Origin of the sequence: Dethiosulfovibrio peptidovorans, assembly GCA_002748665.1 — a bacterium.
GTDB classification, from domain to species: Bacteria; Synergistota; Synergistia; order Synergistales; family Dethiosulfovibrionaceae; genus Dethiosulfovibrio; species Dethiosulfovibrio peptidovorans_A.
In genome coordinates this window covers 52,943-68,943 of the sequence record PDTB01000031.1, presented here as the reverse complement: position 1 = coordinate 68,943, position 16,001 = coordinate 52,943, and the positions used below count along the sequence as shown (strand labels likewise).

The window sequence follows — 16,001 nt, the reverse complement described above, 5'->3', positions numbered from 1 at the left end:
CTCCATATTATCGATCTCCCGATATTCACGTTGGCGGCTCTGAACGATCATTTCAGCAGTTCCCCACCCGATGAACCGAACGGCCACGATGGCTCCCATAAGAATAGCCAAATACTCAGTGAAGAATCTCCACGCCACGGCCATCACCCCAGCCATACTCCAAGGCATCAGAAGACCAAAGAGCGCAGCACCGCCTCCCTCGGCCACACCGCTGGCACCAGGAGTAGGAACAAAGTACAGGGCAAATAAAAGCACTGCCTGAACCAACAGACTCTCAACATAGTGAACCGGAAGTCCCACCGACCAAATCAGACACGGAAGGACTGAGAACAGAAACAACAGGTGTCCCAGCGAGAGTACAAAAGCCAGAAGAAGCCACCAAATGCCATGAGAGAAGAGCAAACGCATGTTCACAGCATACCCGTCAATTTCAGCGTTAATTCTTCGGATCGTACAGAGGATACGGTTTCTTCCCAGAATTTTGAACCGCCGAAGCCACAGGACGATTACCGATCCCACTCGTTTGACCCAATGAGGACGAAGAACGCTTGCGACAAACGCTACCCAGATAACTATGGAAAAGAGCAGGACGTATACGAACACTCCGGCCATGATATGATGCCCCTTAAAAATATCAGGATGCATCAAAAAGGCCACAGGAGCAACAACGGAAAGAAGAAAGGTCGTTAACAGGGTTCGGACCAGCGTAATGGCAATACCCTGTCCGATGGGGATCCCGGATTGATACAGGACAAAGACCTGAAACGGGCCTCCTCCCACCTGCATGGGAGTCACCGCGCAGCCAAAATAGTGAAGCCAGGTCAGGATAACCCCGTTGAGGAAAGATATCATCTGGCCCATAGCCCTCGCCAGAGAACAAAAACGCAAAGCATCGCAGGTCCAAGCACACAACACGAACAGAAAAGCAAGTCCTAAGGGCCCCTTACGGGCATGAAGGATTGTCGTCCAGGTGTTCCCATCCACACTGAAGATCAAAATTGCGCTGCTCACACCGAAAGAGAACAAAAAGAAAAGGGCCAGGCCCTTTCGAAGAGACACCTCAGGCTCCTCCTTGAGACAGACGCTCCATCAGAATGTCCATCTCATCCACAACGATCCGAAGACCATCGGTTCGTAACGATACAGGTGCATCTCTCCATCGGGCCAGAGCATCTCCAAGAGCCTGTACCTGATCGGACCACCCATGATCGTCGTCGACCTCTCCCAGTTCGAAGAGAACCCGAACAAGCCACTCCATCCGCCGGGTCCAGTCTATCTCGTCACCCATGGCCCCCTGACCTTTCAAACACCGATCGGCCAGACAATGACACTCCTCAGCAGTCCCCTGAACCTCGGCCAGGACTTCGAGGCAGAGAGCCTCCTTGGAATCGGAGATAAAATTCACGGACACACCACAAGGAAGAGAAAGGAATCCCTCGTCGCCCATAGCCTCGCCATGGGCGACGATCTCTTTCAGCACTACTCCTCGAGCAGCCAGTTCCTCCAAAACAACATCAAGCTGCTCCTGTCTGGGGAGGCTGTCGCCGTGACGAATCAAAAAGGGGACTCCGTCAATACACACGTCCATACAGACACCTCTCAAAAGAGATACTCACTTTATCACATGTCAACAAGCCCGTGATCTCGCAGATGTGATGTGCAATATTTCCACAATGGCTCTCATTATGGTATTGTAGCATGGAGTTTAGATATAGTGGATCTTCTCAAGAACGGGGTACTCAGAACCGATACACATATAACATTTGACATCAAGCGGGGACAGCCCGCAGGAGGTGGCGCAATGCCAGTCAATAACATGCCGTTAACCCAGATGACCGGTCTGGCTTCAGGACTCGACTGGGGAGGCATCATAGATAAACAGATGGAGCAGGCTCGAAAGAGGGAGACACCTTGGTTTGACCGAATACAGCTTCTCAACGACAAGATCTTTCTCTATCAGGAGTTCGCCGCTGGGACAAAGGGCATAAAGAAGGCTCTCGACCCTCTCAAGCTGAAATCGACCTTTACGGCAAAGACTCCCGAACTGATAACCATCGGCGGATCTCAACCCCCTGAAAGTATCATGAAGGTGGAGCTGGACCCATCGGCCCAGATCGACAAATGGCGTATCAAAGTGAACAGCCTCGCTATAGCCGAACGCCGCATCTCGGACAGACAGGAGAGCGTCAGCGTAGGACTCGACAAGTCCGGTTCATTTTTTCTCCGGTGCGGAACCAAGGCTACAGAGATCACATACGCCTCGAGCGACTCTCTGAGAAGCGTAGCCGAAAAGATACGCCAGTCAAACGTCGGTGTCGATGCCTATCTGGTCGATAACAGGCTTGTTATCGAGAGCAAGGAGCCAGGACTTGGAGGGGAGACGTTTACAGAACATGTGACCCGCGGTGCCGGTGACATCGACACTTTGGGAGCAAACGCCATCGACCCTGTTTCTATAGGCGACATCACCGTCACCAAGAAAAAAGACGACGGAACAACGGAGGAAGTAGCCTACCTGAGGGGGATCGACTTCGATGTGGAGCCCGATAGTGTTACAGGTGGCTATAACATCAGATGGCTCACAACCAACCGCCCCGCCGAGGAGAGCCAATATAACGTCAAGTACGAGTACGACGCCAATACCTTCGGTATCTACGAAATTCGAGACAGCCAGTCCGAATCCCTCACCAGAGACGCCGGAGACGACTACGACACGTTGGTCGGCACTGACCTTGATCTCAACACAGTGAACATCGCCGGGTATGTCCAAGGGACCGACTACGAGATCGTAACTGACCCCGACGACGGCTCAAAACTTGCGGTCCATTGGTTGGGAGGCACCAGACCTGCGGACGGTCAGGTGTATTCAGTTGACTACTCGACCAACGCAAACTCCTTGCTGGACTCATTGGGTATCCTCACAGAGGATGTTATACACCATACAGCACCTGTTGACGCCTCGCTGACGGTGAACGGTATCGACGTAACCCGCTCATCCAACGACATCGAGGATTTGATCGGCGGAGCTAAACTTCACTTGAAAGGTCCCGGTGAGGTGGACCTTGAAATCAACCTGAACGCTCAAAAAGCCGTCGAGTCCATTCAGTCTTTCGTCGAGGGCTACAATGAGCTTATGGACTATATAAATATCCGAGGCAAGGAAAAAACGTACAACTACTCGGAAAAGCCTGGTGGAGCGGACGTCATCGCTAAACCGGAGGATGACCTCAAGAGGCGAAAAGGGCTTCTGGCTGGTGATCCTATCCTGTGGCGAACCAAGTCGGACCTCCGAAGAATCCTCTCAGAACGTATGAGTGAACAAACACAAGGGGAGAATGGCGAAACCCAGACGACGGGACTCGACTACCTGAGTGCCCTTGGGATCACAACAGAGAAAGTCGACTTCGGTAAGAGCGGAAAGCTGGAGTTCGACACAAAAAAGTTTATGGAGGCCATGACCGCTGACCCCAAGATGGTTCAGAAAACCGTAGCCGCTGCAGTCAAGAAAGTAGACGAATATCTCGACGGCGTCATAAGCACCAAAACGGTCGAGATAGGAGGCGCGGTCGTAAAGAAGGGGAGCGTCCAAAGCCAGATCAACACCTGGGAGAACGAGGTCAGTCAGATCCAGAAACGAATCAAGAATTTTGAGGCGCGCCTGAGTACCCAGCAACTGAACATGTACAAACAATATTCCTCCATGGAGAGGCGCATGGCCAAGATGCAAGCCCAGATGGCCTCCATGGCCAATATTTTTGCTGCCCTGAACAAGACTCAGAACGCGGCAAACGGTTCTCAGTATTAATAGTCATAAAAACTGACCGTCACAAGCTCAATAATCAAGGAGGAAGATCGGCTTCCCTGATCTTTCTCCTTTAGTTATATGTACCTTTGGCAAACTACGGATACTCAGTATTTGCTGCGCACACAATACATCGTCACAAGGAGAGATGCGATGATCCCCATTATGAGCAAAAAAACCAGAGGAAAGATTGGAAAGGCCATTCACGATTTTGGGATGATCTCTCAAGGAAATCATGTAGTGGTCGGTCTCTCGGGAGGAAAAGACAGCGTGTTTCTCTTGAGTGCCTTAAAATCCATTCAAAGATGGAGTCCCGTGTCGTTTCGGCTCTCAGCATGCACGGTGGACGTCACTGGAGGACGTTGGAACGTAGCCCCCATGACCAATTTCTGCGAGAGGTTAGGTATCCCTTATCGGGTCGTGCGCCACCCCATAGAGGATATCATGAGCCTGCGAGATGAACGATCTCCCTGCAGCTTCTGCGCCAACATGAGACGAGGAATCCTCAACAGTACCATCAAGGAAATGGACGCTGCCGTCGTAGCCCTGGGGCACAGTCTCGACGATGCCGTGGAGACTGCCCTTATGAATCTTTTTCGGACCGGTCGCTTTCGGGCCTTTCAACCTAAGCTTTGGCAGAGCAATTCAGGGGTTACGGTGATTCGTCCTCTGATCTATCTCACGGAAAAAGCCATTCTCGACGAGGTTCGACGTTTGGAGCTTCCCCTGCTCCCCTACACATGTCCCTTTTCCCTCAAAACCGAGCGCAGCCGAACCAAATCTCTCATGGCAGAGCTTCAGACTCGTTTTCCCGATATCCGGCAAAATATCCTTCACGCCCTTCGGTCCATAGACGAGAAGGATCGATGGGTGCTTGAGGAGCCTTAACCTCAGAGCTCTACCTTCGTCGTCAGGGTTCGCTCCTCCACCTCTCTCACGATCTCAGCGTATGTCTGGTCCTCCTTGCGACCGGCTAATCCGTTGGCAAATTTTTTTCCCAACTCGACACCAGGCTGGTCAAAGGGCTGAACGTTCATGAGCCGCCCAGTCAGAGCCGTCACGTATTCGAGGAAAAAGATCAGCCCACCCAGGGTACGAGCGTCTAATCTCTCCATGGTAATCGAAAAGACAGGCTTCCCCTCGCCGGCAAGAACAGCCATCACCGCTCGTCGCTCGTGGCTCAAGAGTTCCTGTTGGGACAGGTCACCCATATAGGCCAACTCCTGAAGGCACAGTTCATCGCCAATCTTCAGCGGTGAACTTTTTCGAGGCTCCAGCCCCACAACAACGTAACACTTGTCGTCAGGACCCTGGGAATAGAGTTGAAGCTGGGAGTGTTGATCCACAGCTCCCAAAGCTCTCTGAGGAGTAAAACCCATTCCCTCTTTGCCCAAGCTCTCAGCCCACAGTTGACAGAACCACTCGGCAAGCCGCTCCATTCGATCACCGTAGGGCATAAACACCGTGGTGGAACGCTTCATCTCCAACTGACGATAGAGGTTCCACGCCAGCGACCACCCCGGGTTTTCGTCAAAGTCTTTCTTCTCTAAAAGAGCATCGTGAGCCTTTGAAGCTCCCATAAGCAGTCCCCGCACATCAATACCCAAAGCCGCAGCGGAGAGGAGCCCGACGGACGAGAGAACCGAGTAACGCCCCCCCACATCCCTAGGGAGGGAGAGACTGCGGCACCCAGTTTCCAAGACAAACTGCCGAAGGAGCCCTGCTTTCTGATCGGTGATCACGACCACCCTCGAGGCAGCCTTGGGACCCAGCCGATCTTTCAGCCGCTCCCAGAAAAAAAGGAAATTCGCCATAGTCTCCAATGTTCGACCGGATTTGCTCACGACGATAAACCCTGATCGATCCAGATCCAGAGCGTTCCAGATGGCCTGATTCTCCTCCTCGTCCAGATTATCCGCCATGTAAAAACGAGGAGCCCCACGCTGCTCCGTGGATAGCTCGTTGTAATACGGCGGAAGCAGGGCTTGGTGAAGCATCAGGTTTCCCAAAGAAGATCCACCGATACCGACTTGGACCAGCGCATTAAAAGAGCGAAGCCACTGCGCCACCTCTAAGAGAACCGCAGGATCCTCGCTCGGCAGCCAAAGCCAACCAAACCCCTCCTTTCTCTCTTCCATCCCTTGCTCTATCCAGTGGGCTGCCTCCTTTATCTTTAATCGATCTTCCACACTTGGAATTTTACCGTTAAAAAAGGTCATGCTGAACATGACAAGCCCTCCTTATCAAATGTTTGTTTTTTATTCATTATACTATGCCCTCAGCCCAACCCCAAACTATTTTGGGCGAAACTCAGAGGAATACTCCAAACACACTTTTAAAAAACACAAAAAGAATGTATTGAAAATACAGACCTCTATTAAATACAAACATCGTGAAAAAATAGACATGATAGTGTATAATGCATGCTATTGGAGAGGGGTTTTCTTTATACTGTGGTCAGCAAAGTAACGTCAATGGATACAATCTAGTAGGAGGGGGAAAATGTTTAAAATACTCGAAAAAAAATGTATTATGGAGGGCGAGTTTGACATATGGGTTCAGGCTCCCAACATCGCCAAGAACGGAAAACCAGGGCAATTCTGCGTTCTGCGTCCCAACAACCACGGGGAGCGTATCCCTTTAACCGTAGCCGATTATGACCCTGAAGGCGGCAAAATTCGAATCATATTCCAGGTCGTCGGAAAAACGACGCGTGAGTTAAGCTGTCTGGATGTCGGTGAGTCTATTATCGATATACTGGGACCATTGGGAACCCCCAGCGAGATAGAAAAATACGGAACGGTTCTTATGATCGGCGGAGGAGTCGGGATTGCCGCTCTCTACCCCATACTAAAGGCACTCAAATTGGCGGGGAATAAGGTCATCACCATCTTGGGAGGACGGACCTCCGACCTTGTCATAATGAAAGATGAGTGTGGCAAATATTCAGACGAGCTGATTATAACTACCGACGATGGCTCCGAGGGGATCAAAGGCGTGGTCACCACCGCAATGGATATGCTTGCAGAGAGAGGGGAGCATATCGATTGTTCTTGGGCGATTGGCCCATCCATCATGATGAAATTCTCATCCATAAAAGCTCGGGAACTTAAAATCCCGTGTTGGGTCTCCCTCAATCCCATCATGATCGACGGCACAGGGATGTGCGGTTGCTGCCGAGTTACCGTAAACGATGAGGTGAAGTTTGCCTGCTGCCAGGGACCGGAGTTCGACGGATGGACCGTCGACTGGGACGAGTTCATGGCAAGACTGAAGCAGTATAAAGATGAGGAAAAGCATTCCATGGAGCTTTTCGATCAAAGGGAGGCTTGATCGATATGGCTATTTGCCGTCAGAGAACGCCCATAGGGGAGCAGGCTCCAGAAATTCGTGCCCGCAACTTTAAAGAGGTATGTTTTGGCTATACCGAGGAGGAAGCCGTTCAAGAGGCATCTCGCTGCCTCAACTGCAAAAACGCACCGTGTGTAAAAGGCTGCCCCGTGTCCATCGATATCCCGGGCTTTATCGGAAAAATCAAGGAGAGAGACTTCAATTCCGCCTGGGAAATTTTATCCCAATCCACCGCCCTTCCTGCGGTATGCGGTCGGGTCTGCCCTCAGGAAAACCAGTGCGAAGGTCCATGTACCATGGGCAAAATCAAGGGGAGCGAGCCCGTGGCCATCGGCAAGTTGGAGCGTTTCATCGCCGACTGGAAAGCCGACCAAGCGAAACAGGAGATTCCCCAGATTCCGTACAACGGCAAGGGGAAGGTCGCCGTCGTTGGATCCGGCCCTTCGAGCCTCACCGTTGCCGGTGAGCTAAGGAAACGGGGATATGGGGTCACTGTCTTCGAAGCCCTTCACGCTCCAGGAGGCGTTTTGATGTACGGGATCCCCGAGTTCCGACTTCCTAAGTCCATCGTCCAGAGGGAGATCGAAAACATCAAGGACATGGGCGTCTCCTTTGAGATGAACGTTCTCGTTGGAAGGACTCTTCCGGTTGAGGAGCTCCTTAAAGAATACGATTCCATATATATCGCCACCGGGGCTGGTACACCCAATTTCTCCGGCGTTCCCGGCACGAATCTTAACGGGATTTTCTCAGCAAGCGAGTACCTCACCAGAATCAACCTGATGCACGGCTACGAATTTCCCAAATACGACACGCCCATCAAGAAGTCCAGGCACGTCGTCGTTATCGGAGGGGGAAATGTCGCCATGGACGCTGCCCGATCAGCCCTTCGCCTTGGTGCGGAGTCGGTTACTGTCGCCTACAGACGATCCGAGAATGAGCTTCCTGCTCGAATTGAGGAATATCATCACGCTGTAGAAGAGGGGGTTCAATTTAACTTCCTGACAGCCCCCCTGGAGTACCTTTCTCAGGAGAACAACAAAGTCTGCGAGGTCAAGTTTATCCGCATGGAACTTGGAGAACCCGACAGCTCTGGACGCCGGAGACCTCAACCGATTCAGGGAAGTGAGTTCGTCATGGAGGCTGACACAGTAATAGAAGCAATCGGACAAAGCTCGAACAGAGTGCTCATGGACGCCTGGCCGGAGTTGAAGGTAACCAAGCGAGGATATATAGAGGCTGATGAAGCCCTGGGAGGTGGCACTTCTGTAGAAGGTGTCTACGCTGGTGGTGACATCGTCACCGGAGCTGCCACGGTTATCCTGGCCATGGGGGCAGGAAAAACAGCTGCTCAGGCCATCGACGAGTACCTCTCAAACAAAGCGGCACAATAATCCCGTGAAGATCAAAACGGCGACGAGGGAGAACTCCCCTCGTCGCCGTCTTTTGTCCGGTTTAGTTTTTTTGTTTCAGCGCCTCGTCCACGTCCTCTGGATGAAGAAGAAGATGGCGCACAAGATGGGATCGGCTGACAACACCGATGAGCCGTCCGTCCCGAAGGACCGGAGCAATTTTAATGTTGTCCTTGATCACCATGTCAGCCACGTAAAAATCACTATCATCCTCGTTGAAAGTGATCACATCTGTCTTCATGTATTTGCTCACAGGATCCGACGAGATGGCCTGAAGCCGGGAACTGAACTGGCCGTAGTCCGGGAGGAAGGACGAATCCTCCAGCATGTGGGCATATCCAGGCAAAGCAGCTTTGATAATGTCCTTTTCGCTGATAAACCCCACGAGCTCGTCTGTATCACTCAAAACGGGAAGACCTGAGGCTTTGTGGCGGTACAAGATCTCGATGGCCTCTGAGACGGGACAGCTCTCTGACAACGCGGACAGATCTCTGTCGATCAGGTCGCCTACTTTCATGACATTCCCTCCTTTTAAGATTGTACAGCTTTCTTCTACAATCCATGAAACCGTTTTTTTCCCGATCACGAAAAGGCTGGAAGATCCCAATAGATCAAGTACAAAAAACAGCTGACCACCACAAGAGAGAGAAATACCGTTTTGAGCCCCACGGCTAAAAACGCTCCGAAAGAAATAGGGATCCCACTTCGACCAGCGAAGTCCGCCAAAACAGCGTTAGCGGCAGCACCAAGATAACTGCCGTTCCCTCCGAGGCAGGATCCCAACGCCAAAGACCAGAATAAGGGATCGGGAGCCATACCGACACTCTTGGCCATCTCGCTGACGACGTGGACGAACATAGCAGCGAAGGCTACATTGTTGACAAACACACAGGCCAACCCGGAAATCCACAAAACACCCAAGACCATAAACATGGGACTAACGGACAACACTCGAGTGAGAATCTCGGCCAGAGACAAAATAACACCATTCTCCTGTAGTCCTCCCACCAGAATAAACAACGATACGAAATACACGATGGTGGGCCACTCCACCTCTTGATGGACGATCTCCCCATCGTCCAGATGAGAGATAGCCAGCAAAACTCCAGCGGCGGATAGAGCTACAACTGAGGCGCTCAATCCCAAATGATGATGAAGGATAAATCCCATCAGGACCAGCAGCATGACGACACTCGACAGAATCAGCAATCGTTTATCTCGTATGAGTCGCCCCTCATCCACCTCGGCCAGGCGCTTCGTGACCTCAGAATCGGACGCAAGGTCAGAGCGATAGTACCAGCAGAGAAAAACCATAATGCAGCACCAAACGACAGAGACCAAAGGAGCAAGGTGCACCAAAAAATCATTGAAGGAAAATCCAGCGAAGGAACCAATAATCATATTAGGTGGATCGCCAATCAGGGTGGCTGTACCACCGATGTTGGACGATATGACCTCGCCAAGCAACAGGGGAAGAGGGTTCATCTTGATGAGGTCGGCCAAGGAGACCACCACAGGACTGACCAATAAAACCGTGGTTACGTTGTCTAAAAAGGCAGAAAGGATCGCCGTGATCAGAGAGATAGCCAGCAAAATGAGCACCCCGCTGCCTCTGGTCACCTTGATGGCCTTGACGGCGATAAACTGAAAAAGCCCCGTCTTTGACAAAACGCCTACCACTACCATCATGCCGACCAAAAGTCCTATGGTGTTGGTGTCAATATATTGCTCCGCTGCCGTCCCCGGCACCAAACGAAACAACATCATCATAGAGGCTCCGAGGAGAGTCGCCGTACTAGCCTTCATCCATCCTCGCGCAATGGACAGGATCGTGAAGACGAACACGACAACCGAGAGCCATGCCTTCAAATCCATGCAAAGCCTTCCTCTTGAACTCGCAAGGGCACAAGATCACCGAGACACTTTTCTACCAAACGATCGCCACCTTTCCAAAATCTATCAGGACACGTCTCTTTCATAATCTCCTGCTAAAAATATGGCGTGACCCAAAGAGGATGGTACTATAAGGAGATAATATAAAAAGAGAGGACTGATCGAACCAGTGCGTGTCAAAAAAGCTTACGTATTTCTGGTTATACTCCTGCTGCTCCCGACATGTGGGGCCTGGGGGGTGTCCATCGGAACGTTCAACATGGAGTATTTTACCCTCTCGGGAAAGCAAAGATATACGGCAGAAGACTGTCGATACCTCGCTGAAAAAATTATCGCCTCAGGCGTCCAAGTCGTCGCCCTCCAGGAAGTCGATAACGATAAGACAATGGAACGATTTGTCTCCACATTCCTGCCTGGATGGCGTTTTTCAGGCATCGACACGCCAAGTAGACAGGATCGCTATTTTATATGGCACCCCCAGGAGATCGCGCTTGAAAAACCAGTAGAACTTATGGATGCGCATAAACGCATCAACTGGAAGGGGAAGGACTGTCTCCTTTTTCGTCGTCCGCCGCTCAAAGGCGTGTTCAGGGAAAAACACACTCAAAAAACCTTCACCATGGTTAACGTTCATCTCAGGAGCTGGGGCGTCAAAAACGCCTCCGACACATTGGCAGCTCTTGCTATGAACAACGGTCTCCGCCAGGCACAGATCGTTCAACTCAACCAACATGTCCGAGAAATCACCGGCCCCCTGTTTATACTGGGGGATTTCAACTCCGTCGCAGTTCCAGGGGCCAACTTTAAGCTGTTTCCCCTCTCGGGAGACGTGACCTACGACGACCTTCACTGTACTATCGACCACATCGGCTATGCCAACCTGTGGCCCCATATAAACTGGCGAATATTCACGGTTGAGACGGCAATACCCCGACGAAGCTCGCGAAGACGGCAACATCCCGACCACGACATGGTCGTTCTGTCACTCTCCGGCCCTTGTGCCGAATCGCCCTGATACCCTCCCTCAGGAATTCATGAGCGAGGTACAGATAAACACGGGCACCCGTTTATAATTTTTCTCCTCAATGGACACAACGTCGTTGATGAAACGGAACTTCCGATCAATATGAAGGGTAAGTCCCTTATCTTCTACGGGAATGTAGGCATCAAGATAAGACAGAGGAGGACCCTGAACCAGGACCGACGGTCTCTCACATCAGGTCCCCTTATAGGTTCCCCACCTCAGATAGAGATCTCCCTTTTTTTGAGCTTCAAGCAAGCTTTTTCGTACTTCCGGCGACATGTCAAAGGTCAAAGCCAGTGCCGCCTGAGCCAAAAGAACACTTCCCAAAACAGCCACGAGTCCAAGAACCGTTTTTCTCATCAAGAACACCCCTTATCAGATCAATAACGACAGAGCGGTTGCCGATCATCGCCAAATCGGCCAGATCGACACACATATTCTCTTCTGAACATTTATTTCTCCACTAAACACGAGTCATAGTAATACAAATAGGCAGAAGCGACAACTCAAACAGTTCACTCGTAGCCTTCGATCAGATGTGAGAATCGAGTTCGTCTGTACATGACCTCGAAGACAGTTTACAATAAAGAGAAATTGGGAACATGCGAGGTGACGACCATGACGCTGACTCCTTTGCTGGCAAATGGTATAGCTATCCCAGCGCAACCGCCTTTTTTTGACCGAACGAGAGCATTCCGCCGCGACTATCGCCCAAGTAGTTTGAAAAACGGGACCGTTCGAGGCGAGCAGAGCAGCGTAAAATTGAAACAATCAGAGGAGACCATCCGCTCTATGGAACGGATGCTTCGAGCCCGAGGAGGTCGATACGTCTCGTCAGTCTCATATCAATACGTGATCGGTCCCGACGGAAAACGCTACATCGTCGGCGCAGATGTATCGATCTCGGCCCCCGAGGATATTATGAAGGATCTGGGGCTCTACGCCGGATCGGTCCCAAGCCGTCTGATGGTTAAGAAGGCCGAGCGATCCTACGAAGACCTTCAGGAGATTTACAAGGGGGCGCATTCTCGAAAAAACGCCCGGGATCAGGTTATAGATCGTCTGGATGCTCGTGATCGAGAGGTCAAAACCCACGAAGCAGCTCACCAACGAGCAGGAGCTCCCTTCACCGGGATAGTCACATACGACTACGTCAAGGGCCCTAACGGTCAGCAGTACGCCGTAGCCGGTCGGCTACCTATCTCTGTCCCAAATGGCTCAACACCTGAGGAAACCATCCGCCTCATGCAGCGGGTACAATCTGCAGCCCTGGCGCCTCATTCGCCTTCGGGCAAGGATCTCGCCGTAGCGGCAGAGGCAAACAGTAAGGCCGTTCAGGCCAGACAAGAGTTGGCTCAGCGCCAAGCGACAAAAGCCTATTCGAGCATACCATCTTTTCGAGAGGAAACCCTCTCCTTGGCAGCTTAGGGGGAACTTATGATTTTTGTCCGATGGGTTGCCCCAGTCATTCTCACGCTGTGTGGCCTGTTCATGATTCGTATGGGCATTCAGTGGCACAGGAGTGGCCGAGCCTTCAAGGCTCTGCTCGATATCGTGGCGGGAATTAGTTTTTTGATCATGGCTTGGATCATCCCCTCTATGGGAGGCAACTAGAAAAAAGTTTGATTTTGCCCTGGACCCCACCCTTGTTATGGTGTACTATAAATGGAGATGCGCTTGATATAGCGCTTTCTCCATTTTTTATCGACATACCCTCTGTAAAGGACGTGACGTAATGGTCAGGCACATTCGAAAACGAGACGGCAGGGAGGTCCCTTTTGAAGCTGATCGGATCACCAAGGCGGTCATGAAAGCCGCAGCTGCTGTTGATATCCATGACCATCAGATTGGAGAGGCCGTGACCCGTCAGGCCGAGTCATACTTGGGAATCTTCTTCAGCCGGGATGGTTCTCCCTCGGTCGAACAAGTCCAGGATCTGGTGGAAAAAATCCTTATCGAAAAGGGCTACGCCGACATCGCCAAAGCCTATATTCTCTATCGTCAACAACACGCCAGGCTTCGGGACACCCGACAGCTTCTGGGCGGTGCCGTGGAGATGGTCGGCCAATACCTGAACAAACTGGACTGGAAGGTCAATGAGAACAGTAACATGAGCTACTCCCTTCAGGGACTGAACAACTACATCGCATCGGAAATCACGGCCCAATACTGGTTAAGCGAGATATATCCCCCGTCCATCCGGGAACACCATATGTCCGGTGACTTCCACATTCACGACCTGAGTAACCTGTCGGTATACTGCTGCGGATGGGATCTCCAGGACCTTCTTCTCAGTGGATTCACCGGAGTTAGTACCAAGATCGGGAGTCGTCCGCCCAAACACTTTCGCAGTGCCCTGGGGCAGATCGTCAACTTCTTCTATACCCTCCAGGGCGAGGCAGCAGGAGCTCAGGCCTTTTCCAACTTCGACACCTACCTGGCTCCCTTTGTCCACTTTGACAGCCTGTCCTACCCAGAGGTTCGGCAAGCCATCCAGGAATTCGTGTTCAACTTAAATGTTCCGACTCGGGTGGGCTTTCAAACACCCTTTACCAACATCACCATGGATTTAACGCCACCTCACTCCTTCCGGGGCTGGCCTGCTGTGATTGGTGGCCAATTCATAGATAAGACCTTCGGTGAATTTCAGACTGAGATGGACATGATCAACAGGGCCTTCGCCGAGGTCATGATCGAGGGCGACGCTCGAGGGAAGGTCTTTACTTTTCCCATCCCGACCTACAACGTGACCAGCGATTTCGACTGGGAAAACACCACCCTGGAACCTCTTTGGGAGATGACGGCCAAATACGGCATACCCTACTTCTCCAACTTCATCAACTCGGACATGGATCCCGACGATGCCCGCTCCATGTGCTGCCGGCTTCGGCTGGACAACAGAGAACTCCGAAAGAGGGGCGGTGCTCTTTTCGGTTCCAACCCCATGACGGGCTCCATCGGAGTGGTGACCCTGAACATGGCCCGAATCGGTTTTCTGGCTAAAGACGAAGACGAGTTTGTCCAGCGGACCTTCGACCTCATGGACTCGGCCCAAGAAAGCCTGAGCATCAAGAGAAAAATCCTGGAAAAACTCACCGACGCCAATCTCTACCCGTATTCCAAGTTCTATCTCAGAGCTGTAAAGGACGATTCGGGGAGATACTGGAACAACCATTTCAACACCATCGGTCTCAACGGGATGAATGAGGCCATGCTCAACTTTTTGGGAGAAGACCTGACGTCCTCACGAGCCATCGCCTTTTCCCAAAAGGTAATGGAAGCCATGAAAAACCGGATGGCCGACTATCAGGAGGAAAGCGGTTCTCTCTACAACTTAGAGGCTACACCCGCAGAGGGAGTTACCTACCGTTTCGCCAAAGCCGACAAGGACCTCTTTGGCGACCGAATTATGTGCGCAAATCAGGATTCAGTCTCCCAAGGGGCCGATCCCTACTACACCAACTCTTCTCAGCTTCCGGTAACGGCTACCGATGACATCTTCGACGCTCTGGATCTTCAGGAGGGTCTCCAGACGGTGTATACTGGTGGAACGGTTTTTCACGGCTTCTTAGGTGAGCGTCTTCCCAACGGAGCCAGCACGAAAAAGCTCGTCCGCCGAATTGCCGAGAACTATCGGATACCCTATTTCACCATCACGCCGACCTTCAGTATCTGTCCTATTCATGGCTATCTGTCGGGAGAACACCACTATTGCCCCATCTGCGCAGCCGAGTCCCAAGCCGACGATGAGGTCAAGGTCTCTGCGACTCCCCAGGAGGAAGTGGCTCTCTCGTGATCCTGGGAGGGCTCCGAAAGACCACCCTGATCGACTATCCAGGGCAAATCGCTTCAATGGTCTTCACCAGGGGGTGCACATTTGCCTGCCCCTGGTGTCATAACGGCGGCCTTCTCGACCAAGGAGAACCTCTGGATCAGGAGATGGTCTTGAGCTTTCTCAAAAAAAGGCGCAAAGTCATCGATGGCGTCGTGGTCTCAGGAGGAGAACCAACCATGCACAAAGACCTTCCTCAGTTTCTGGCTCTCATCAGGGATATGGGGCTTCTCATCAAGTTGGACACCAACGGAAGCTTTCCTGATCGGCTTGAGGCTATCTTCGACAGATCTTTGGTAGACTACGTGGCTATGGACGTGAAAGCTCCCCTGAATGAACTCCCATCCGTAGCGGGCGTCTCAGGATACGAGGAGCAGGTGAAACAGAGCATCCACCTTATCATGAACAGAGCCCCCGAATACGAATTTCGAACCACCTTCGTCCCGGGACTTCACGATGTTCAATCAGCCGAGGGGATCGGGCGGTTGGTCTCCGGAGCTAAGATACACTATCTTCAGTACTTCCGACCGGTAGGGACCGTCCTGGATCCCTCGTATCAGAAAACCCGCCGATGCACAAAGGAAGAACTGGAGACCTACGCCGCTGCTATCCGTCCCTACGTTGGACAGGTGATATGCAGGATATAGAGACACACGAAAGGATGTGACGGACATGGGAACGAAATGT

General features: G+C 51.8%; 13 protein-coding genes. 8 read left to right on the top strand and 5 right to left on the bottom strand.

The window, feature by feature from the left end:
• Window positions 1-1,059, bottom strand: a 1,059-nt coding sequence (locus CSA35_09255; protein PIE53884.1) for a hypothetical protein, incomplete at its 3' end; no start/stop codon positions are given.
• 1 nt (window position 1,060) lies between these two features.
• The gene (locus CSA35_09250; GenBank protein ID PIE53883.1) at window positions 1,061-1,588 is read right to left on the bottom strand and encodes a hypothetical protein; all 528 of its coding nucleotides are present in this window, start codon (window positions 1,586-1,588) and stop codon (window positions 1,061-1,063) included.
• A 213-nt stretch (window positions 1,589-1,801) separates the two neighbouring features.
• On the opposite strand from CSA35_09250, the gene CSA35_09245 reads away from it, so the two are divergent.
• Window positions 1,802-3,805 carry a hypothetical protein gene (locus tag CSA35_09245; protein PIE53882.1) on the top strand — a complete coding sequence of 668 codons (2,004 nt, stop codon included), beginning with the start codon at window positions 1,802-1,804 and terminating at the stop codon, window positions 3,803-3,805.
• Window positions 3,806-3,955: 150 nt separating this feature from the next.
• Window positions 3,956-4,690, top strand: a complete 735-nt coding sequence (locus tag CSA35_09240; GenBank protein PIE53881.1) for a tRNA 2-thiocytidine(32) synthetase TtcA — start codon at window positions 3,956-3,958, stop codon at window positions 4,688-4,690.
• A gap of 2 nt (window positions 4,691-4,692) precedes the next feature.
• Here CSA35_09240 and CSA35_09235 read toward each other — a convergent pair whose 3' ends face one another.
• Window positions 4,693-6,030 (bottom strand): glucose-6-phosphate isomerase, encoded by a 1,338-nt coding sequence (locus CSA35_09235; GenBank protein PIE53880.1) that lies wholly within the window; start codon window positions 6,028-6,030, stop codon window positions 4,693-4,695.
• 274 nt (window positions 6,031-6,304) lie between these two features.
• Between CSA35_09235 and CSA35_09230 the strand changes: the two genes are divergently transcribed.
• Both CSA35_09230 and gltA read left to right on the top strand, forming a co-directional pair.
• Window positions 6,305-7,135 (top strand): dihydroorotate dehydrogenase, encoded by an 831-nt coding sequence (locus CSA35_09230; protein ID PIE53879.1) that lies wholly within the window; start codon window positions 6,305-6,307, stop codon window positions 7,133-7,135.
• Window positions 7,136-7,140: 5 nt separating this feature from the next.
• Entirely contained in the window at window positions 7,141-8,547 is a 1,407-nt protein-coding gene (gltA, locus tag CSA35_09225; GenBank protein ID PIE53878.1) for a glutamate synthase (NADPH), homotetrameric, read from the top strand.
• Window positions 8,548-8,608: 61 nt separating this feature from the next.
• Here gltA and CSA35_09220 read toward each other — a convergent pair whose 3' ends face one another.
• A complete protein-coding gene (locus CSA35_09220; protein PIE53877.1) occupies window positions 8,609-9,082 on the bottom strand; it encodes a histidine kinase in 474 nt (157 codons plus the stop codon).
• 65 nt (window positions 9,083-9,147) lie between these two features.
• Complete coding sequence (locus CSA35_09215; protein ID PIE53876.1) at window positions 9,148-10,440, bottom strand: arsenic transporter; 1,293 nt, start codon at window positions 10,438-10,440, stop codon at window positions 9,148-9,150.
• A 187-nt stretch (window positions 10,441-10,627) separates the two neighbouring features.
• Between CSA35_09215 and CSA35_09210 the strand changes: the two genes are divergently transcribed.
• From CSA35_09210 to CSA35_09195, 4 genes are all read left to right on the top strand, one after another.
• Window positions 10,628-11,473 (top strand): endonuclease, encoded by an 846-nt coding sequence (locus CSA35_09210; GenBank protein PIE53875.1) that lies wholly within the window; start codon window positions 10,628-10,630, stop codon window positions 11,471-11,473.
• 570 nt (window positions 11,474-12,043) lie between these two features.
• Complete coding sequence (locus CSA35_09205; GenBank protein PIE53874.1) at window positions 12,044-12,910, top strand: hypothetical protein; 867 nt, start codon at window positions 12,044-12,046, stop codon at window positions 12,908-12,910.
• 307 nt (window positions 12,911-13,217) lie between these two features.
• On the top strand, window positions 13,218-15,278 hold the full coding sequence (locus tag CSA35_09200; GenBank protein ID PIE53873.1) for a ribonucleoside triphosphate reductase: 2,061 nt from the start codon (window positions 13,218-13,220) through the stop codon (window positions 15,276-15,278).
• The gene (locus CSA35_09195; protein ID PIE53872.1) at window positions 15,275-15,961 is read left to right on the top strand and encodes an anaerobic ribonucleoside-triphosphate reductase activating protein; all 687 of its coding nucleotides are present in this window, start codon (window positions 15,275-15,277) and stop codon (window positions 15,959-15,961) included. Before CSA35_09200 ends, CSA35_09195 begins: the two co-directional genes overlap by 4 nt.
• The last annotated feature ends 40 nt before the right edge of the window (window positions 15,962-16,001 follow it).

Excerpts from the sequence above, each read along its gene's own strand:
- CSA35_09245 (PIE53882.1), top strand. The coding sequence starts at position 1,802 with ATGCCAGTCAATAACATGCCGTTAACCCAGATGACCGGTCTGGCTTCA.
- CSA35_09250 (PIE53883.1), bottom strand. The coding sequence starts at position 1,588 with ATGGACGTGTGTATTGACGGAGTCCCCTTTTTGATTCGTCACGGCGAC.
- CSA35_09240 (PIE53881.1), top strand. The coding sequence starts at position 3,956 with ATGATCCCCATTATGAGCAAAAAAACCAGAGGAAAGATTGGAAAGGCC.
- CSA35_09220 (PIE53877.1), bottom strand. The coding sequence starts at position 9,082 with ATGAAAGTAGGCGACCTGATCGACAGAGATCTGTCCGCGTTGTCAGAG.
- CSA35_09230 (PIE53879.1), top strand. The coding sequence starts at position 6,305 with ATGTTTAAAATACTCGAAAAAAAATGTATTATGGAGGGCGAGTTTGAC.
- CSA35_09215 (PIE53876.1), bottom strand. The coding sequence starts at position 10,440 with ATGGATTTGAAGGCATGGCTCTCGGTTGTCGTGTTCGTCTTCACGATC.
- CSA35_09205 (PIE53874.1), top strand. The coding sequence starts at position 12,044 with ATGACCTCGAAGACAGTTTACAATAAAGAGAAATTGGGAACATGCGAG.
- CSA35_09235 (PIE53880.1), bottom strand. The coding sequence starts at position 6,030 with ATGTTCAGCATGACCTTTTTTAACGGTAAAATTCCAAGTGTGGAAGAT.
- gltA (PIE53878.1), top strand. The coding sequence starts at position 7,141 with ATGGCTATTTGCCGTCAGAGAACGCCCATAGGGGAGCAGGCTCCAGAA.
- CSA35_09200 (PIE53873.1), top strand. The coding sequence starts at position 13,218 with ATGGTCAGGCACATTCGAAAACGAGACGGCAGGGAGGTCCCTTTTGAA.